General features: G+C 62.8%; 16 protein-coding genes. 7 read left to right on the top strand and 9 right to left on the bottom strand.

Features of this window, described 5'->3' with window-relative positions; translation table 11 throughout:
* Nucleotides 1-5: 5 nt before the first annotated feature.
* From glcF to CO671_RS08390, 3 genes are all read right to left on the bottom strand, one after another.
* The gene (gene glcF / locus CO671_RS08380) at nt 6-1316 is read right to left on the bottom strand and encodes a glycolate oxidase subunit GlcF (protein WP_097605548.1); all 1311 of its coding nucleotides are present in this window, start codon (nt 1314-1316) and stop codon (nt 6-8) included.
* Between the two features lie 259 nt (nt 1317-1575).
* Entirely contained in the window at nt 1576-2775 is a 1200-nt protein-coding gene (locus tag CO671_RS08385) for an FAD-binding protein (protein WP_097605549.1), read from the bottom strand.
* Nucleotides 2772-4211 carry an FAD-linked oxidase C-terminal domain-containing protein gene (locus CO671_RS08390; RefSeq protein ID WP_097605550.1) on the bottom strand — a complete coding sequence of 480 codons (1440 nt, stop codon included), beginning with the start codon at nt 4209-4211 and terminating at the stop codon, nt 2772-2774. The genes CO671_RS08385 and CO671_RS08390 overlap by 4 nt, the downstream gene beginning before the upstream one ends.
* Nucleotides 4212-4371: 160 nt before the next feature.
* On the opposite strand from CO671_RS08390, the gene CO671_RS08395 reads away from it, so the two are divergent.
* From CO671_RS08395 to CO671_RS08415, 5 genes are all read left to right on the top strand, one after another.
* Nucleotides 4372-5268 carry a LysR family transcriptional regulator gene (locus CO671_RS08395; RefSeq protein WP_097605551.1) on the top strand — a complete coding sequence of 299 codons (897 nt, stop codon included), beginning with the start codon at nt 4372-4374 and terminating at the stop codon, nt 5266-5268.
* A 375-nt stretch (nt 5269-5643) separates the two neighbouring features.
* Nucleotides 5644-6174 carry an NUDIX hydrolase gene (locus CO671_RS08400; RefSeq protein WP_097605552.1) on the top strand — a complete coding sequence of 177 codons (531 nt, stop codon included), beginning with the start codon at nt 5644-5646 and terminating at the stop codon, nt 6172-6174.
* Between the two features lie 174 nt (nt 6175-6348).
* Nucleotides 6349-7848: an inorganic phosphate transporter gene (locus tag CO671_RS08405; RefSeq protein ID WP_097605553.1), complete on the top strand. Its 1500-nt coding sequence runs from the start codon at nt 6349-6351 to the stop codon at nt 7846-7848.
* 120 nt (nt 7849-7968) lie between these two features.
* A complete protein-coding gene (locus CO671_RS08410; RefSeq protein WP_097605554.1) occupies nt 7969-8706 on the top strand; it encodes a 16S rRNA (uracil(1498)-N(3))-methyltransferase in 738 nt (245 codons plus the stop codon).
* Nucleotides 8707-8853: 147 nt separating this feature from the next.
* A complete protein-coding gene (locus CO671_RS08415) occupies nt 8854-10227 on the top strand; it encodes a glutamate--cysteine ligase (RefSeq protein ID WP_097605555.1) in 1374 nt (457 codons plus the stop codon).
* Nucleotides 10228-10231: 4 nt separating this feature from the next.
* On the opposite strand, the gene CO671_RS08420 is transcribed toward CO671_RS08415, so the two are convergent.
* The gene (locus tag CO671_RS08420) at nt 10232-11107 is read right to left on the bottom strand and encodes an arginase family protein (RefSeq protein WP_097605556.1); all 876 of its coding nucleotides are present in this window, start codon (nt 11105-11107) and stop codon (nt 10232-10234) included.
* Between the two features lie 158 nt (nt 11108-11265).
* On the opposite strand from CO671_RS08420, the gene CO671_RS08425 reads away from it, so the two are divergent.
* Nucleotides 11266-12144: a DUF937 domain-containing protein gene (locus tag CO671_RS08425; RefSeq protein ID WP_097605557.1), complete on the top strand. Its 879-nt coding sequence runs from the start codon at nt 11266-11268 to the stop codon at nt 12142-12144.
* An 89-nt stretch (nt 12145-12233) separates the two neighbouring features.
* On the opposite strand, the gene CO671_RS08430 is transcribed toward CO671_RS08425, so the two are convergent.
* Nucleotides 12234-12533 carry a DUF1127 domain-containing protein gene (locus CO671_RS08430; protein WP_010032235.1) on the bottom strand — a complete coding sequence of 100 codons (300 nt, stop codon included), beginning with the start codon at nt 12531-12533 and terminating at the stop codon, nt 12234-12236.
* A 202-nt stretch (nt 12534-12735) separates the two neighbouring features.
* Between CO671_RS08430 and CO671_RS08435 the strand changes: the two genes are divergently transcribed.
* On the top strand, nt 12736-13692 hold the full coding sequence (locus tag CO671_RS08435) for a LysR substrate-binding domain-containing protein (protein WP_012482798.1): 957 nt from the start codon (nt 12736-12738) through the stop codon (nt 13690-13692).
* A 6-nt stretch (nt 13693-13698) separates the two neighbouring features.
* On the opposite strand, the gene CO671_RS08440 is transcribed toward CO671_RS08435, so the two are convergent.
* The 4 genes from CO671_RS08440 to CO671_RS08455 form a co-directional block, all read right to left on the bottom strand.
* Complete coding sequence (locus CO671_RS08440; RefSeq protein WP_097605734.1) at nt 13699-14340, bottom strand: TetR family transcriptional regulator; 642 nt, start codon at nt 14338-14340, stop codon at nt 13699-13701.
* A 259-nt stretch (nt 14341-14599) separates the two neighbouring features.
* Nucleotides 14600-17698: an autotransporter domain-containing protein gene (locus CO671_RS08445; protein WP_097605558.1), complete on the bottom strand. Its 3099-nt coding sequence runs from the start codon at nt 17696-17698 to the stop codon at nt 14600-14602.
* Nucleotides 17699-17911: 213 nt separating this feature from the next.
* Nucleotides 17912-18328: an MAPEG family protein gene (locus CO671_RS08450; protein WP_097605559.1), complete on the bottom strand. Its 417-nt coding sequence runs from the start codon at nt 18326-18328 to the stop codon at nt 17912-17914.
* 86 nt (nt 18329-18414) lie between these two features.
* A complete protein-coding gene (locus CO671_RS08455) occupies nt 18415-18969 on the bottom strand; it encodes a hypothetical protein (RefSeq protein ID WP_097605560.1) in 555 nt (184 codons plus the stop codon).
* Nucleotides 18970-18971 lie beyond the last annotated feature (2 nt).

Raw genomic sequence — 18971 nt, forward strand, 5'->3', positions numbered from 1 at the left:
TCTCTTCAGCCTAATGGCAAACCTGTTAATTTTTCCGGCATAGCGCCGCCATAGGCCCAATCGAGCAGCTCGACCGTATGCAGGATCGGGATAGCGGTGCCGGTGGCGATCTGGGTGATGCAGCCTATATTGCCGGTGGCGATGATGTCGGCCTTGGTCGCTTCGATATTCCTGACCTTGCGTGCCTTCAGCGCAGCCGAGATCTCCGGCTGCATGATGTTGTAGGTGCCGGCCGAGCCGCAGCAGAGATGACCTTCGGCCGGATCGCGCACTGTAAAGCCTGCCGCTTTCAGCAAGGATTTCGGCGCAAGGGTGATGCGCTGGCCGTGCTGCATCGAACAGGCGGAATGATAGGCGACCGTAATGCCCCTCGGCATATGGGCCGGCAGCTCGAGGGTCGCCAGATATTCGGTGATATCTTTTGCCAGTGCCGAGACCCTGGCCGCCTTTGCCGCATAGGCGGGGTCGAGGCGCAGCATGTGGCCGTAATCCTTGATCGTCGTGCCGCAGCCCGAAGCGGTGATGATGATCGCATCGAGCCCCTGCGTCTCGATTTCGCGCGTCCATATGTCGACGTTGATCCGCGCACTTTCGAGCGCCTGTTCGGCGCGGCCCATGTGGTGAACCAGCGAGCCGCAGCAGACCTCGCCTTCCGGCGCCACGACCTCGATACCGAGCCGCGTCAGGAGCCGGATCGCCGCCGCGTTGATGCCGGGATCAAGCACCGGCTGGGCGCAGCCGGAAAGGATCGCCACTCGGCCACGCCGCTCCGCCTCGGGCGGGTAGCTGCCGGGTTTTGCAAAGTCCGACGCGGCCGGCAGGCGCCGCGGCGCCAGCGCCAGCATGGCGGCAAAGGGTTTGAGTGCCGCCCCGCGCATCAGGCCGGCGAAGGGGCGGCCAAGACGGGCGAGACGGAGCGCCAGGCGGAAACGGCCGGGATAGGGCAGCACGGCCGCCAGGAGGGCGCGCGTCAGCCGGTTCATCAGCGGGCGCCTGTAGGTCTTTTCGATATGGGCGCGGGCGTGATCGACCAGATGCATATAGTCGACACCCGAGGGACAGGTGGTGACGCAGGCAAGGCAGGAGAGACAGCGGTCGATATGTGTGACGACCTCGGCATCGGCGGGCCGGCCGTTTTCCAGCATGTCCTTGATCAGATAGATGCGGCCGCGCGGACTGTCGAGCTCGTTGCCGAGCGTCACATAGGTGGGACAGGTGGCGGTACAGAAGCCGCAATGGACGCATTTGCGCAGGATCTGCTCGGATTCGGCGACATGGGGGTCGAGGAGCTGGGCGGGGGTGAAGTTGGTTTGCATTTACGCGGCCTCCGGTGCCCCCTTCGCCCCAGCGGGGGTCCGAAGGACGGGTCGAGACCCGTGGCTCGACCCGGGTGGGTGCCCGAAGGGCGGATGAGGGGGCCGCACCCGGGACAAAAGCGAGAAGACGACAGACTGCATGCCGTGTGGCCCCCTCATCTGACCCTTCGGGCCACCTTCTCCCCGCTGGGGCGAAGGGGGAGCAAGAGGCACCCTTGTGCAATCCATCGAGCGTGGACAGTCGGCAACAAGCATCTGCTCACCCCATTTTCCCCGGATTCAATATCCCCGCCGGATCGAACTTCTCCTTCACCCGCCGCGACAGCATCGCCACCGCCTCGGGCTCCGGATGAAAGGCGGCGGTCGCCGCCCTTGCCGCAGCGGAGGCGCGGATCAGTGTAGCATGGCCGCCGCCCAGCACCTTGATGAAGCGGCGGACCATCTCAGCCTCCGGCTCCGCCTCCATGCGCATCCAGACGAGGCCGCCTTGCCAATCATAAAAGGCATCGACGCCGGCTTCGAGACGGAGCGCTGCGACGAGCTGATGGCCGGTGCCGGGGGCGACCGAGACGCGCCAGACCGGCCGCGCCGTGCCGTCGGCATAAGGCAGCACATCGCGGATTTCCCGCCAAAGCCTCTGGCTTTCCCTCCCATCCAGCTGCGTGACCGTGGCGAAGGCGGACATTGCCGCCGCAAGTTTTTCGACGCGCACGTCGACAGAGCCAGCCAAGCCCTCGATGCGCAGAACTGTGGCCTCGCCCTCGGGCAGTTTGCCGGCGAGGAATTTCCACGTCACCGTCAAAGGCAGATGGGCCGCACCCGAGACTTCGACCGGCAGCGCCATCGCCGTCGCCATGGCGCTGGCCGCTTCGGCATCGTTGAGGCCCGAGAGAACCACCGTGCGTTCCGTCTTCGGGCGCGGCGGCACGCGGAAGGTGACTTCGGTCAGAAAACCCAGCGTGCCGTGCGAACCGGCGATCAGCTTGACGAGATCGAGGCCGGTGACATTCTTCATCACCCGACCGCCGGCCTTGATGATCTCGCCGCTGCCGTTGACGAAGCGCACGCCGAGCAAACTGTCGCGGGCAGCGCCCGCAATGAGGCGGCGCGGGCCAGAGACATTGGCGGCAAAGACGCCGCCGATGGTCGGCTCGCCAGACCTGACCATAACGGGGCGATGATCCATCGGCTCGAAGGCAAGCATCTGGCTATTTTCGGACAGCGCCGCCTCGACCTCGGCAAGCGGCGTACCCGAACGGGCTGTCATGACCATCTCGCCGGGATTGTAGGCGATGATGCCGGAAAGCCTGGTCGATCGCAGCCGGTCTTCGGCTGCAACGGCATTGCCGAAACCCGAGCGCGTATCGCCGCCGCAGATCGCGAGTGGCCGGTTCATCTCCCGATGTGCGCGGACGATCGCCGCCGCCTGTTCCTCGCTCGTCGGCATCAGATCGATCATGCGGCGGGGCGTCCTTCCAGCGGAAAGACCTTCGACGGGTTGAGCAGCCAGCCCGGATCGAAGGCAGCGCGCACCGCCATCTGCTGGGCGAGATCGGCCTCCGAATACTGGTGCCGCATCAGGTCACGCTTTTCGATGCCGACACCATGCTCGCCGGTCAGGCAGCCGCCGGCATCGACGCAGAGCCTGAGGATATCGTTGCCGGCGGCTTCGGCACGGGCGGCATCCTGCGGATCGTTGGCGTTGAAGAGGATCAGCGGATGCATGTTGCCATCACCGGCATGGAAGACATTGGCGACACGCAGGCCGTAATGATCGACGATCTCGGCGGTCTTCTTCAAGACGTGCGACAGCTGGCTGAGCGGCACGGTGCCGTCCATGCAGATATAATCGGCGATGCGGCCGGTGGCGCCGAAGGCGGATTTGCGGCCTTTCCAGATCAACGCCGCTTCGGTGGCCGACTGGCATTCGCGCACGGTCTTGACGCCGTGCCTGCGGGCGATGTCGACCACGTCCTTCAGCATGGCGTCCATCTCCGCCTCCGATCCCTCGACCTCGACGATCAGCAGCGCGCCGACATCGAGGGGATAGCCGGCATGGGCGAAGGCCTCGCAGATCTCGATCGCCGGCTTGTCCATGAATTCGATCGCAACGGGGATGATGCCGGCGGCAATGACATCAGCGACACAGGCGCCGGCCTCTTCCGAACTCTCGAAGCCGAAGAGCACCGGGCGCGCGCCTTCGGGCTTGGCGATCAGCCGCACGGTCGCCTCGGTGACGATGCCGAGCTGGCCTTCATGGCCGCAGACGAGACCGAGCAGATCATAACCGGGCGCATCCAGCGCCTTGCCGCCGAGCTCGATCACCGTGCCGTCGACCAGCACCATCCTGACGCCGAGCAGATTGTTGGTGGTGACCCCGTATTTCAGACAGTGGGCGCCGCCGGAATTCATGCCGATATTGCCGCCGATGGTGCAAGCAAGCTGCGAACTCGGATCGGGCGCATAGAAAAACCCGTCGGCTGCGACAGCGTCGGAAATATTAAGATTGGTCACGCCCGCCTGCACCACGGCGACGCGGTTCGGCAGATCGATCTCGAGGATGCGGTTCATCTTCGACAGGCCGAGCACGACGGCATCCTCCTGCGGAATGGCGCCGCCGGAAAGCGAGGTGCCGGCGCCGCGCGGCACGACGGGGACGCCATAGCGGTGGCAATAACGCATGACGGCCGCAACCTCGGCGGTGGTGCGCGGCAGGGCGACGGCGAGCGGCAGGCGGCGATAGGATACGAAGGCATCGGTCTCGAAGGGAACCAGTTCGCGCGCCTCATGAACCAGGCATTCCGGGGCCAACAGATCGGTGAGATCGGCGACGATCTGAGAGCGCCGGGCCAGGACATCGGCGCGGGGCGCAAGAAACGGAATGGCGTCGGACATGGCCTTCTCCCTGGCCTCCCGGAAAGATGACGACGGGAGGACGACGGCGGGAACGGGTGTCGGATCTTGCCTGCCGCCGTGAGATCGGCTTAGCACTTTCCCAATAGGCGCGCAAATGCTAAGCACTTATGCCAAAAGGGGAAAAAGTCAAAAAAAGCTTATGACCAATCTGGGCGATCTCGAAATCTTTGCCAAGGTCGTTTCGACGGGAAGCATGTCGCTTGCCGGGCGCATGCTCGGCTTTTCCCCCGCCGTCGTTTCCAAGCGGATCAAGCGGCTGGAGGACCGGCTCGGCACCCGGCTTTTACAGCGCACGACGCGGCAGATCTCGCTGACGGAAGCCGGCCAGGGTTTCTACGACCGCGTTCTCGGCATCCTTGCCGGGCTGGAAGAGGCGGAATTTTATATTTCCGGCCGCGCGGCGCAGATGCACGGGACGCTGAAGATCTCGGCGCCGACCTCCTTCGGCCGCATGCATATCGCGCCGCACCTGAAAGCCTTCATGCAGGCGCATCCGGAGCTGGCGATCAACCTGGTGCTGACCGACGAATTCAGCGACATTGTCGGCGACGGCTTCGATCTGGCGATCCGTATCGCGGAACTCACCGATTCCAGCCTCGTCGCCCGGCGGCTGGCGCCGGTGCGCCGGCTGCTCTGCGCCTCGCCGGATTATCTCTCGGCACATGGCGCGCCGCGTGACATCGACGATTTGAAACACCATCGCTGCCTGCCGGCACACAATGGCGACAGCTGGCGGCTGAACGGGCCGAATGGGGCGCTCAGCCTGCGGCCGGAAGGCATGCTGGTCACCAATTCCAGCGAAGTGATCCGCGAGGCCGTCATATCAGGCCTCGGGATCGCGCTGCGCTCCACCTGGGATATCGGCGAAGAACTCAAAGCCGGCCGTCTGGTGCAGGTGCTGCCGGCCTATGAGGGCTCGCACAATGTCACGCTGTCGGCCGTCTATCCCAGCCGGCAGTTCCTGCCGGCCAAAGTGCGGCTGTTCATCGACTATCTCACCGAACTTTACGGGCCGGTTCCCTATTGGGAGCGCTGACACTTCAGCACGGCAATCGCCACCATGCCCACGCACGAGACCACGTTCAGCTCTTCGGCGGCTTTGCTGCGATGACGGCCTGAAAGGCACGGACGGCATTGAGAGGCATAGTTACCACATTTGCAAAAATCCTAGTGGAACAATTGATCCCGCCATTGATTAGGAGTCGGGACGAAGCCATATTGTACACCTGTGCAACGTGACGCATTCGAGACAGGACGTGACGGATTTCTGAGCCTGCCCCAGCTCGATTTCCCCTATGAACAGCGATCGAATCGCGTTTCGGATCGTCCTGCAGCTTTTGGATTGCGTAAGCTTTCCGTGATACATGTATATGAGTGATTCCTAACAACCACTGCAAAGGTGACCCGACAATTGACTCTACTCGCCCGATTGGCATCCGATGTGCAACTGATGTTTCGGCGGCCGCCGCGACAGCAATATGGTGCGATCTGTTACCGGGTGAAAAAGAAGAGCGGTGAGGTCGAGGTGCTCTTGATGACGAGCCGCGACACCGGCCGCTGGGTCATCCCCAAGGGCTGGCCGATGAGCGGAAAAAGCGCTCATGAGGTCGCCGCGCAAGAAGCCTTCGAGGAAGCCGGTGTCCGCGGCGTCGCCGAAACGGAGACGCTCGGCGCCTACACCTATTCGAAGGTGCTGCGCGACGGGGTGCAAGTGGTCTGCAAGGTGCAGGTCTATGCGCTCGAAGCCGCCAACATGGCGAAGAACTTCAAGGAAAAAGGCGAGCGCCGCATCGAATGGGTCTCGCTCGACGAAGCGGCCGCGCGCGTGCGCGAGCCGGAGCTGCGCGGCCTTTTCCTCGCCTTCAAGCGGAAGATGACCGACAGGCTCTCGCCCAAAGCGGCAAAGCAGGCTCCAGCGGCGAAACAAATTCCGGCGGAATGAATCCTGCCATCTTGCGCTGCTAGAACAGGATGAATTTAGGCCGGTCGGCCTAAAATATGAATCCTGTTCTACATTAAAGAGTTAGAGCATGATGTCGTCCGAAAATCGCTCACACTTTTCGGCATCATGCTCTAGGAAAGCAGCCCAGACGCAGCTTTGTCCCTGGAAACACGCATGCCGCCACGCCCCGCCGTCCTCACCAAACGCACGCTCGACAAGGACCTCGACAAGATCACCCATGCCGAGGATGCGGCAAAGCACGTCTTGCGGCGGCTGGTGGCGCCTGGCCTCGGACTGATCTTCGTCGGCCTGACGATGATCTTTGCCGGTGTCTATGTGTTCGACCGCCCGGGAGCGATGCTCGTCGTGGCGGCGGCGGCCCTTGCCGGCTACATGGCGATGAATATCGGCGCCAACGACGTGACCAACAATGTCGGTGCCGCCGTCGGTGCGCGCGCCATGACGATGGGCCAGGCACTCATCATCGCCGCGATTTTCGAGGTCCTCGGCGCCACGATCGCCGGCGGCGAGGTCGTCAAGACGATTTCCTCCAACATCGTCGACGCCGTGCAGGTGCCGCAGGCGATACTTGGCTGGATCATGATGGCGGCGCTGATGGCGGCGGCCCTCTGGATCAACCTCGCCACCTGGATGAACGCGCCGGTTTCCACCACCCATGCGATCGTCGGCGCCGTGATCGGCGCCGGCATCTCGGCCGTCGGGACGGAGCCGGTGAACTGGCGGGTCATGCTGGAGATCACCTCGAGCTGGATCACCTCGCCGCTGATCGGCGGGCTGATCGCGGCCGGCCTGCTCTACCTCGTCAAGACCCTCATCATCTATCGCGACGACAAGATCGCGGCGGCTCAGCGCTGGGTGCCGGTGCTGGTCGCGGTGATGGCCGGCGGCTTCATGGCCTATATGGTGCTGCAGCTGTCGCCGCCCGGCCGGTTTCCGTCCTTCACCGTCATCCTGATCGGCATCGGCATCGGGCTGGTCAGCTGGCTTGCCGCCCGGCCGCTCGTCCTCGCCCAGGCGCGGGATCTCGAAAATCGCAACAGCTCGCTGCGGGTGCTGTTCCGGCTGCCGCTGATCGGCTCGGCGGCGCTGCTTTCCTTCGCGCATGGCGCAAACGACGTTTCGAACGCTATCGGGCCGCTTTCGGCGATCGTCCATTCGGTCGGCATCGGCGGCGTCGACGGCGTCGGGCATCCGCCGCTCTGGGTGATGCTGATCGGCGCCTTCGGCATCTCCGTCGGCCTGCTGCTGTTCGGGCCGCGGCTGATCCGGCTGGTCGGCGAGGAGATCACCAAGCTCAATCCAATGCGGGCCTATTGCGTCGCGCTGTCGACCGCGTTCACCGTCATCGTCGCCTCCTGGCTCGGCCTGCCGGTCAGCACCACGCATATCGCCGTCGGCGCCGTCTTCGGCGTCGGCTTCTTCCGCGAATGGTATACGCGCCATTCGAAGCGCCGCATCGCTTATATCCGGCGCAAGGCCGAGAGCTTCGATATCGACGAGCCGGAGGAGCCGAACATCCATGAGCAACGCCGGCGCTATCTCGTGCGCCGCTCGCATTTCATGACGATCGTCGCCGCCTGGATCGTCACCGTGCCGGTCTCGGCAGCGCTTGCCGCCGTGATTTATTGGGCTATGTTCGCGCTCTTCGTCTAAAGCGCGTCGCGATCTTTCAGATTCGCGTGCCGCGCTTTAGGTCTTTGTTTTCCGCATGTCTTTAACGCAAAATCGCTGCACACTTTTGCGAGACATGCTTCGAGACCCTGAGTTTTTCGAATGCGCGCCAATTTTCGCATGCAACGGCTTTTCGTCGACGCGCCGCTTTCTGCCGGCGCCGCCCTCGAGGCGAATGCCGATCAGTTCAACTATCTCGCCAATGTGCTGAGGATGGAGGACGGGGCGGAAATCCTGCTCTTCAACGGCCGCGACGGCGAATGGAAGGCGAGCCTCTCCTTCCCCACGCGCAAACGCATTCAACTGATGGCAATCGAAGAGACGCGGCCGCAGCCGGCACCTTGCGACCTGCATTATCTCTTTGCGCCGCTCAAGGTCGGTCGCATGGATTATCTGGTGCAGAAGGCGGTCGAAATGGGCGCCGGCCTGCTGCAGCCTGTTATGACCCAGCACGTGCAGGGCAAGATCACCAATCTCGACAAGCTGCGCGCCAATGTCGTCGAGGCGGCCGAGCAATGCGGCGTTCTCGGCATTCCCGAGGTGGCCGAACCAGTGAAGCTCTCCGACCTGCTCGACCGTTGGCCGAAGGAGCGCCGCATCATCTATTGCGACGAGGGCGAGGCCGGGCAGAACCCGCTGCCGGTGCTGTCGGCGATCCGGGAAAAGCATCTCGCGCTGCTCGTCGGGCCGGAAGGCGGCTTTTCGGAAGAGGAACGGGGCCGGCTTCGAAGCCTCGATTTCGTCACCGCCATTCCGCTCGGACCACGCATCCTGCGGGCCGATACGGCAGCGGTTGCGGCGCTCGCCGTGGTGCAGGCGGCGATCGGCGACTGGGCCTGACGGCGAAAACGGGTGGACATGGAAATTGCTGCTATTTTTTTGATGCACCGTTGAAAGAATTTCACTTGCAACATACGTGGCTTGGGTCCTAATCACCCTTCCAGCTGCCCGGCCCCCTGGGCGCCTTTTTCAATACAGGTACCCCGCATGGCCCGCGACACTACCGACCAGACGCCGCTCTCTTCGGTCCAGGATCTGACCGATTACATCGCCGCGGGCAACAAGCCGCGGGAGCGCTTCCGGATCGGCACCGAACACGAGAAATTCGCCTTCTTCCGCGCCGACAACAGCCCGGTTCCCTATTTCGGCGATGCCAGCATTTCGGCCCTGCTCACCGGCCTGCAGGAAAAGAGCGGCTGGGAGCCGATCATGGACGGCGGCAACATCATTGGCCTGGCCGAACAGAGCGGCATGGGCGCCATCTCGATCGAGCCCGGCGGCCAGTTCGAACTCTCCGGCGCGCCGCTGGAGACGCTCCACGAAACCTGCAGGGAATCGAACCAGCACCTGGCGACGCTGCGCGAAATCGCCGAACCGATGGGCATCCGCTTCCTCGGCATCGGCGGCAGCCCGAAATGGACCTATGCGCAAACGCCGCAAATGCCGAAATCGCGCTACGAGATCATGACCCGCTACATGCCGAAAGTCGGCAGCAAGGGTCTCGACATGATGTACCGCACCTGCACGATCCAGGTGAACCTCGATTTCTCCTCGGAAGCCGATATGCGCCAGAAGATGCGCGTCTCGATGAAGCTGCAATCCTTGGCGACCGCGCTCTTTGCATCCTCGCCCTTCACCGAGGGCAAGCCGAACGGGCTGCTCTCCTGGCGCGGCGATATCTGGCGCGATACCGACAACCGGCGCTCGGGCCTGCTCGATTTCACCTTCCGCGACGATTTCGGCTTCCGCGACTATGCCGAGTGGGCGCTCGACGTGCCGATGTATTTCATCGTCCGCGACGGCCGCTATCACGATTGCACCCATGTCACCTTCCGCCAGTTCATGAACGGCGCGCTGAAGGGCGAGGTCGCCGACCCGGCGCCGACGATGGGCGACTGGACGAACCATCTTTCGACGCTCTTTCCCGACGTCAGGCTGAAGCGTTTCCTCGAAATGCGCGGCGCCGACGGCGGCCCGTGGCGGCGCATCTGTGCCTTGCCGGCCTTCTGGGTCGGCCTGCTCTACGATGATGCGGCCCTTCAGGCTGCCGACGAACTGACCAAGGATTGGAGCTTTGCCGAGATCGCTGCCCTGCGCGACGCCGTCCCCGCCGAAGGGCTGAAGGCTCAGTTTCGCGGGCATGCGCTGCTCGACGTGGCGCGCGAGGTGGTCGGCATATCGAGAACCGGCCTCAAGACGCGCGGCAAGCTTAACCGCGAAGGCCAGGACGAAAGCATCTTCCTGGCGCCGCTCGACGAGGTGCTCGCCAAGAAGGCGACGCTCGCCGAGGATCTGCTGTCGCTCTATCACGGCCGCTGGAACGGCTCCGTCGAACCGGTCTTCGAGGACTATCAGTACTGAGTCGCTATTTTCGACCGTCTCCGAGCAGCGGAAGCTGTCGCAGCATATCCCTGATGATCAGCGCGTCCCAGGGCAGATGTTCGGTGATCCCCAGCCCCACGACCTCGACCTGAGCGGCGACATCGTTCAGCAGGCGGATGACGTGCGGGATCGTCATTCGTCCGCGCGCCACCCCTGAAAAAGCGTCCGGAGCGATATTGGGCATGGTGAAGTTGAGCGAGCGAAACTGCGACGGGTCTATGACATCAAGGTCGAAATGGATTGCGACGTGCCTGGCGCCAGTTGATCGCAGCCAATCGAGCACGGGTTCGCTGTCTTCGGCCAGTTGAGACGGCGTTGCCATGCGAAGCCCGAGCCTCTGGACGATCTGCCATTCCACCGGCGACATGTCGTAGAGGCCGGCATACATGACATTTTGAGGCTTGATCGGCCGGCCCACCCTGTCGGCAAAATCGGGATCACCCTCGCCCATGAGATTTCCAAGCACCATCGCATGGGCATGCGCGGCGTGCTCGGGCGTGACAACGTCGGGATGGGCGTCCACCCAGAGAACGGCCAGATCGCCCCCATAGCGTTGGTTGAGATAGGCAAACGGGGCGAGATCGACCAGGCAATCGCCGCCGAGCACCACGACCTTATCAGGCGCGTGCCTCTTCAGGATTTGCTCGGCAGAATCGATCTGCCGCAACAGCGTGCTGCGCGCAACGATGCCGTTCTCCAGAGGAAGCGCGCCGCCATCGGGTTCGGCAACCTCGACCGTGGCAATCGGGCCGCTGGCGGAAGGTGCCAGCATGGCCAGCAATTGCGAGCCGAAGTGATAGGCTTCGATATTTCCACCCTGCCATTGGGGAAAGTGCAGCCGTAAGGTCTTGCCGCTCATGTCTTGCTCCATGTCCCTCCACGACCTGCCGCTGAGGCCTCGGCCGCATGCTCTCGCGAAATTCCTCCCTAAGTTCTTATAGCAAAAAGCCGTTTGCACATTACCTTTTCCGGATATATTGGCGTTACACGCGTCACGACTCGGGGAAAGGGACCTCCATGCTGCCACTCTTCGACATGATGATGCAGGCACAGAACGGTGCGGCGATGGAAGCGGTCGCGCGGCAGTTCAACCTGGCGCAGGAACAGGCGACCAAGGCGATGGCGGCGCTGATGCCGGCCTTTTCCGCCGGCCTGAAGCGCAGCACCAGCAATCCTTACGATTTCGTCGGGCTGATGCAGGCCGTCGCCTCCGGCAATTACGCGCGCTATTTCGAGGATATGAACCGGGCCTTCACGCCGGAGGGCATTTCCGACGGCAACAACATCCTTGCCCAGCTCTTCGGCTCGAAAGAGGTTTCGCGGGCGGTCGCCGCCCAGGCGGCGCAGATGACCGGGATCGGCCAGGATATCTACAAGCAGATGCTGCCCGTTTTGGCCGATACGCTGATGGGCGGGCTCTTCAAGCAGACGACCGGCCAGATGGCCTCGCCGGTCAACCCCTTCGTCAACACCGCAATGGGCGAGACCATTCAGAAATGGCTCGAGAGCACCGGCTTTGCGCCGAAACCGAAGGCCCCGGAACCCAACATCTTCGACAATCCCTTCACGCAAGCGATGCAGCTGATGTTCTCGATGCCGAAACAGGAACCGGCGCCTCAGCCGAACCCTTTCCTCGACAATCCCTTCGCCAAGGCCTTTCAGGAAATGATGACCGGGCTCGGCCAGCAGCCGCCGGCCAAGCAGCCGCCAGCCAAACAACCGGCGGCCAAGACGCCGGAGGCGCCGAAGGAAGAGGCGAAGGCCGCTGCCGAGAGCTATACCGACATGCTGAACGCCATGTTCGACAGCGGGCTTGAGGTGCAGAAGAGCTACCAGAGGAACCTGGAAGCGATTTTCGAAACCTACCGGCCGAAGCCCCCCGAAACCAAGGCATAAAAAAACCCGGCGATGGCTTGGGAAAAGCCGATCGCCGGGTCAAGCGGCAGGGCTATTGGCTATCACCCTGCGGGGAAAACTCGAAACTCCTACTCCTCGTGGGAGCGGAAGAGCTGCAGGCGCCAGCGATTGCGCGCCGAGCGCGTCAGATGTTCCGACGGGTCCTCGAAAAAGGTCGAGGCCAGGAAGGCGGAGGTCAGGTCGGCCCTTGTGAGGCCGATATCCCTCAGCTGACTGTCATTCAGATCATGCAGCCCGTTGACCTCCATTCGATTGCGAAACCCGCGAAAGAGGGAGACCAGCGGAGCGAGGCCTGCCACCAGACGCTGGAAAAGCGTCGGGGTCAGCTTGCTGCAGTCGAGTTCTAGTGTTCGGTCTGTCGTGTGCATCGAACTCTCCTTTCTCGGGCACGCAACAACCCACCCCTCCCGCGAGGTCGTGCGAGAGGGGATAAGGCTGAATTCTGCTTGGACAGGCAGGGTGTCTGTCCTTCACTTTGCTTGATTTGCGTCCCGAAGATGCCAAAGACCTATTGATCAGTCCAACGAATGTTTCTAATGATTATCATCAGCTATCTTTATGGGTGACACCATGTCCGCACCTCTTGATCTCGACCAGTTGCAGACTTTCATCGCCATCGTCGATTCCGGCAGCTTCACCAAGGCGGCCGACAAGGTCTACAAGACTCAATCGGCCGTCTCCATGCAGATGCGCCGCCTCGAAGAGCGCATCGGCAAGCAGCTCTTCATCAAGGATGGCCGCGGCAACCGGCTGACGGTCGAGGGCGAGAAGCTGCTCAATTACGCCCGGCGCATCATCCGCCTCAACAATGAAGCGATCGCCGCTTTTGACGACAACAGGCTGGAGGGTATGCTGCGCATCGGCACGCCCGACGACTATGCCGACCGCTACATGCCCGAGATCATCGGCCGCTTTGCCAAGACGCATCCGAACGTCGAGCTCTACATCGTCTGCGAGCCGTCGATGGACCTTGCCGAGCGCATGCACAAGGGCGAGCTCGATATCGCGCTTGTCACCCACAATCCGCGCGAGCGCATGTCCGACGTGGTGCGAACCGAACCGCTCTGCTGGGTCGGCTCGGCCAACCATCCGATCCGCGACGACGCGCCGGTGCCGCTTGCCGTCGGCCGCCGCGACTGCCAGTGGCGCCAGCTCGCCTGCTCGGCGCTCGATGCCGTGGGCCGCGAACACCAGATCCTGTTCACCAGCTGGTCCTGCACCGTCGTCGCCGCGGCCGTGCTTGCCGGCATGGCTGTCTCGGTGATGCCGGAATCGGCGCTGCGGACCGGCATGAAAGTGCTGAGCCAGGCGGACGGCTTTCCGGCGCTGCCGCCGGTGCAGATCGGCATCATGAAACGGCCGGGCGTTTCGATCTCGCTGATGAACGCGATCACCGCGCATATCACGGCCTGCCTCGACAACATCACGCCTGCTGTCATCGACGACGGTCTGGATGCGGACGTCAAATCCGCGCAGGCGCGCCTTTATCCGCGGCTGAAGGCCGCCAATATGGTGCCGAGCTGGTAGAGGCTCTCAGGCCGCGCGCGGCGCGGCCTCGGTGAAAAGGGAGGCGCGGATGACGCGTTTCCACTCGCCGAGCATGCGCCGCGCTATGGTCTCCTCGCTGATGGCGGCAAGCCGGATGACGGCGCCGATCAGATGGCTGAAAAGGTAAGTGCGGGCGAACATTTCTTCGTCGCAAAGATCCGGAGCCAGCCTGCGCACGGCGTCATGAAAGATACCGGCGACACGGCCGCTATGCTCTATATTCAGCTGCAGCAGATCCTGATCGGTCTCCGTCCCCATCCAGACGCCGAGATAGACGGGATCGTCATGGTAGGAATCATAGTACCAATCGATGATATCGCAGACGAGATCGAGCGCCTGGTCGAGCGACTGCACGTCGGAGAACATCGCCGCCGTCTTCGTCTGGATCGCCGAAGCGTGCTGATCGAACAGGGCTTTGACGATCGCCGCTTTCTCCGGGAAATACTGGTAAACCGAGCCGATCGGCACTTTGGCCGCGATCGCGAGCTCGGTCATCCGCATGGCGCTGACGCCCTTCTCGGCGATGATCCTGGCAGCGGCGGCAAGAATAAGATCCAGCCTCTGAATGCTGCGCTCCTGCTTCGGCTTCCTTCGCAAGCCGATGCGATCCATGCTTTCCGCGCCCATGTCGTTCCCATTCTTATTGTTGCGCGCAGAGGCTTCTGCCACCAGCGCGTCGAGCGGATATGACATGCAGGTCTTCATCAGGCGTAAACGGAAAAGCTCGCATTTTAACGACCGGCAAACGCGTATGAAAATCGGGAGTTCAGCTGTTCCCGCCGGTTGCGCCAGGCTAGAGAATCCTTGAAATAGTTGCGAAATTCTCTTCAACGGGAAAAGGCTGATGTCGCCACTCTTCGTTGCGGGGAATGGCCGTCCAGAAGTTTTAGAACTTCACAGACAGCGTCGCCTTAACCCCATGCTGCTGTGCGTCTTTCGCGATCTGGCCGGAATAGACGATCCCGAGCGCAGCACCTTCGTTCAGGGCGACGTCAAGGCCGGCGTCGAGAACGAAGGCGTTCTGCGCCAGCGGCACGCCGGCGATGGTGAAGGAATCGCCTGCTGCAAAAGCCTGCGTCGACAAGGGGGCGATGTCGCCGGCGGCATGCCGCCAACCGGACATGCCGTGCAGGACGGCACTCGTCCCGCCGAGGCGAACCTCCATTTCGGCACGCAGGCCGAGCGTGGTGATGGTGGTGTTGGTCGTGCGGCCGGAGACGTCGAGTGCGGCCGCTCCGCCCTCTTCGGAAAAGCCCGCCGTTCGAATGCCCACATGGGCGAGATTGACGAAGGACTCGAAAGAGGCCGCCGCCCTCTCGAACCGGTAGCCGAGCTCCGCAAAGCCCTGCAGCGTGCCGCCCCCATAGTTCGCGTCCAGCCTGTCCTCGAAGCTGCCGATCGCGACGCGGCGGCTGGTTTCGATGTCATGCCACGTATAGGCGAGGCCGGAGCGGAAGGCGAGACCGCCCCAGTGCGTGCCGGCATAGAGGCCGAGATGATAATCGTCGCTCGAGCCTGACGAAGCACGGTGACGGGGATCGAACCGGGAATTGCCGTAGCCGGCCATCAGGCCGAACCGGACTTCGTCGAAATTGCTGTCGACACCGGCGAGAAACCCACCCGTCTGATGGCGGAACGTGGCGGCATTGCCATCCGTGAATGCCTCGCTCAGACCGCCAAAGGCCGTGCTCCAGAAAACCGGCCCGTCCGCAGTCTCGGCGGCGGTCACTTCCGGAGCGCCGGGCCAGAAGGCTTGTATCGGAACCGCGCTCGCGACGGGATCGCCGAAAGCGGAGCGCAGACGTTCGTTGGCGGCCTCGCGAACAAACAGGCTCTGGGTGATCAGCGCCGTCTTGATCGACGCATGGATTTCGCCGGAAAGCGCATCGAAGCTCGCTTGGACCTCGGACTCGTCGTCGGGCAAGGTGACGATGGCATCGTAGATGTCGTTGCCGACACCGAGAGTCTCGGCTGCGTCGGCCGCGGCAATCTGGTTGCGCGTCCGAGCCATATCGCTGAAACTTACGTCATTCCGCTCGATCGCCAGATAGACATTGTTCAGATCATAGGAGAGGTCGGCGGCCAGGAAGGCGTAGTTGGAGGTGACGGCGCCGAATGTTCCGTTGATGCCGCCGGCAGCAGTGAGGATCGTATAGGTGGCGAAAGGCTTATAGTGGCCATTCATCCCGACATGGGTAACGCTGGCGCCATTGAGGAACGCGATCCCGCCGACCGAGATCAAGTCGCTGGCGGTGCCGCCCGGATCGACCTCGACCTCATAGGTAGCGCCCGGATCGAACGTCAGATCGCCGCCGACGGTCAAGGTTCCGATCGAATTGCCCGGCGCGATGGTGACGCCTGCCCCGGCGGTCAGCGCGCCGATATCACCCGAGCCGCCCAGTCTGCCGCCCGTCATCGTCAGGATGCCGCCAAGGCTGCCATTAACGATCAGGCGGCCGTCCGAAACCGTGGTCGTCCCGGTAAAGGCCGAACTGTCGCCGGTTAGGCGCAGGGTGCCGCTGCCGGCCATCGTGAAGTCGCCGCTGCCGGAGAGTACGCCGCCATAGGTGCTCTCAATCGCCTGATCGAGCGTGAGATCGGCGCTGCCGAGCGCGATCTCGCCGCCGCTTCCCGAAAGCTCACCCATGGTCAGGTCGAAACCGCCGAGATCGAGTATACCGCCATTGACCGCATAGGCGCCGTACTGCACGAAGGCGCCGGCGCTGCCCGCCAGCAAGGTGCCGGCCTCGACCGTCGTCACCCCGGTATAGATGTTGGTGCCGGACAGCGTCAGCGTGCCCGTACCCTGCTTGGTCAGGCCGCCGACGCCTTGCAGATCCGTGGTTATGCCGACAGCAAAGCCGTTGGTGTCGATAAAGGCGCCGCCCGAATTGATCGTCACTTCGCCGCCGCTGAAGCCGCGCAGGAAATTCGCCTCGTTGCCCGTTGCCCGCAGAATGCCGCCGTCGAAAACGAGGCTCGCACTGCCGCCGCCTCTCTCGACATAGCCGGTCTCCAGCACGCCGCGCCCGTTCCCGGCGCTTCCGGCAAGTTCGACGGTACCCGTCGCACCTGAATCATCGGCGATAACGACCTCGGACGCCGATACCAGGCCGGCATCGTCGATGGTCAGGCTGCCTGAACCGAATTCGCCGACGAAGAGCGCGCCGGAACTGATCCAGCTCGAGCCTGCGCCGGTCACGCTGACCACACCGCTGCCGTTCGAACTGAAGCCGACATAACCGAAGCTGCCGGTGACAGAGCCACCGTTCGAAATGGTCAGCGTTCCCGCGCCGGCCGCGCCGACCGAGACCTCGATGGAATTGCTCCACAGCGAGTTTGCGCCTGTAACGATGACCTCGCCAATGGCGCTGGAATCATTGCTGATATAGCCGGATGCACTGTTGACCGTTCCGCCATTCGAAATGATCAAAGTGCCGGTGCCGCTGTCGCCGATGGTGAGATCCTGGAAGTTCGTCCAGGCCGAACCTGTGCCGGTGACCGTTACCGTGCCGCTGGCGCCGGAGAAATAACCGATATAGCCGAACTGGTTGTCGACCACAGCGCCGTCTTCGATGGTCAGCGCGCCGGTGCCCTGATGGCCGACATAAAGGTCGTCGGAATTGCTCCAGCTCGAGCCTGAGCCGGTGACCGTCACCGTACCGCCGGCGCCGGGATCGACGCCCAGCACGCCGGTATCATTGCTGACTGCGCCGCCGTTGCGGATGATGAGGGTCGCATCGTCGCCATTCTGATCGCCGATGACGAGATCGGTATTGATGGTCCAGGGACTCGGCTGCGTGCCCGGGCCGGTGCCGCCCGGATCGTTGCCGTCGACGATCTCCGTGTCGTTGCCGGCAATGACCTGCTGCGCCCATCCCGGCTCTGCTGCCAGCATCAGCGCCAGCGCCGCAGTGCTCGCCGAGCCCGCAAGCCGCAGCATGGCCATGCGATGGATCGCCGCCCCGCCTGTCTTCTCGTCCATCTTCGCTCGCAAATCGTCCCCGCCATCATTCGCTCGCGCAGAAATAGACGAATCAATTTAAATATTAGTAACCATGTTCCTGAGATTATTCTTCGACGACAGCGCCCGTGTCTTTCCAGACGCGCGAGGGATGCTGCAACATTTTGAATTTATGCATAATTTTGCTCTTGAATCGATTCCGATTCAGGAAGTTATGCCGTTGGTCGCGGCGCGTTATCCGATTGCCATCCACCCGGCCAGCCAGACCCACATGGCGGCGAGCACGAGGTAACCGGCGGCGAAGATCGGGCTGCGGTAGCGCAGATCATTGCTCGTGACGTGGATGGCGGCATGGGCGTAACGCAGGGCGACGAAGACCCAGGCGAGCGCAACGGCGACAAGATTATCGGCCTCGGTGACATAGAGAAGAATGCAGCAGGCATAGAAGAGCACAGGCAGTTCGAACTGGTTGGCGAGACAGTTCTTGACGGCGAGGCTTTCGGCCGGCTCGTCACGATTTTCGCGATAATCCGATTTCGCGATCTTGCCGGCGCGGACCATTTTTGCGCGTCGCTGCCCAAGAAGCGCATAAAGACCATAGACCAGGGCCACATGGGCAAGCAGTGGCCAAAAGATTTGATAGCCGGTCATATGCTCCCTCAAGTCCTTTCCGTTTCCGCATTCGTTGCGAGGAGTAGCCGAAAGGGGAGCAGGATGCCAGCGGCTGAGGCCGCGTCTCAGTCCTGGCGCGGCGACAGCCAGCGGACGATGGCAAGCCGGGCGAGGAGGATGAAGCAGATGGCGAGGCTTGCGAATTTCAGCCGCGTCATCCACGGCAGCAGATGCGCGGCAGGACCTGCGGATCCGCCATCGCCGAAGGCGATCAGACTTGAGATATTCTCGCCGTAGTCGGCGATGCCATAAAGGAACGGCAGCAGGTAGACCGCCTTGGCGATGAGCGGGTGTGGCGATCGGCCGAACCACGCGCCGACAGGCTCAAGCCTGAGGAAGGATAGAAACAAGAGCGCCGTCAGCAATGCCGGAAAGATCAGTTCCGGCCCGAAATACATGGCGCTGAGCAGCCTTGCCGCCGTCTCGTTGTCATCGAGCAGCGTCTGCATATGAAAGACGGCGGACTCGTCGTAACCGGCGAAATAGGTGTCGAGCACCGCCTGGCCGGTTTCGTGCTTGAAGGGAACGACGAAGCCGAAGGTCGTCCAGGCGAGCACGGCAAGGCAAAGAGCGGCGAGCAGCGCGATGATCCAGAGCGGAATCCCGCTGCCCGCCTTCATGG

Source organism: Rhizobium sp. M10 (assembly GCF_002531955.1).
Lineage (GTDB): Bacteria > Pseudomonadota > Alphaproteobacteria > Rhizobiales > Rhizobiaceae > Rhizobium > Rhizobium etli_C.

Excerpts from the sequence above, each read along its gene's own strand:
- CO671_RS08450 (WP_097605559.1), bottom strand. The coding sequence starts at position 18,328 with ATGACCGGCTATCAAATCTTTTGGCCACTGCTTGCCCATGTGGCCCTG.
- CO671_RS08405 (WP_097605553.1), top strand. The coding sequence starts at position 6,349 with ATGCCGCCACGCCCCGCCGTCCTCACCAAACGCACGCTCGACAAGGAC.
- CO671_RS08435 (WP_012482798.1), top strand. The coding sequence starts at position 12,736 with ATGTCCGCACCTCTTGATCTCGACCAGTTGCAGACTTTCATCGCCATC.
- CO671_RS08420 (WP_097605556.1), bottom strand. The coding sequence starts at position 11,107 with ATGAGCGGCAAGACCTTACGGCTGCACTTTCCCCAATGGCAGGGTGGA.
- CO671_RS08385 (WP_097605549.1), bottom strand. The coding sequence starts at position 2,775 with ATGATCGATCTGATGCCGACGAGCGAGGAACAGGCGGCGGCGATCGTC.
- CO671_RS08415 (WP_097605555.1), top strand. The coding sequence starts at position 8,854 with ATGGCCCGCGACACTACCGACCAGACGCCGCTCTCTTCGGTCCAGGAT.
- glcF (WP_097605548.1), bottom strand. The coding sequence starts at position 1,316 with ATGCAAACCAACTTCACCCCCGCCCAGCTCCTCGACCCCCATGTCGCC.
- CO671_RS08410 (WP_097605554.1), top strand. The coding sequence starts at position 7,969 with ATGCGCGCCAATTTTCGCATGCAACGGCTTTTCGTCGACGCGCCGCTT.
- CO671_RS08455 (WP_097605560.1), bottom strand. The coding sequence starts at position 18,969 with ATGAAGGCGGGCAGCGGGATTCCGCTCTGGATCATCGCGCTGCTCGCC.
- CO671_RS08425 (WP_097605557.1), top strand. The coding sequence starts at position 11,266 with ATGCTGCCACTCTTCGACATGATGATGCAGGCACAGAACGGTGCGGCG.
- CO671_RS08445 (WP_097605558.1), bottom strand. The coding sequence starts at position 17,698 with ATGGACGAGAAGACAGGCGGGGCGGCGATCCATCGCATGGCCATGCTG.
- CO671_RS08390 (WP_097605550.1), bottom strand. The coding sequence starts at position 4,211 with ATGTCCGACGCCATTCCGTTTCTTGCGCCCCGCGCCGATGTCCTGGCC.
- CO671_RS08440 (WP_097605734.1), bottom strand. The coding sequence starts at position 14,340 with ATGGGCGCGGAAAGCATGGATCGCATCGGCTTGCGAAGGAAGCCGAAG.
- CO671_RS08395 (WP_097605551.1), top strand. The coding sequence starts at position 4,372 with ATGACCAATCTGGGCGATCTCGAAATCTTTGCCAAGGTCGTTTCGACG.
- CO671_RS08430 (WP_010032235.1), bottom strand. The coding sequence starts at position 12,533 with ATGCACACGACAGACCGAACACTAGAACTCGACTGCAGCAAGCTGACC.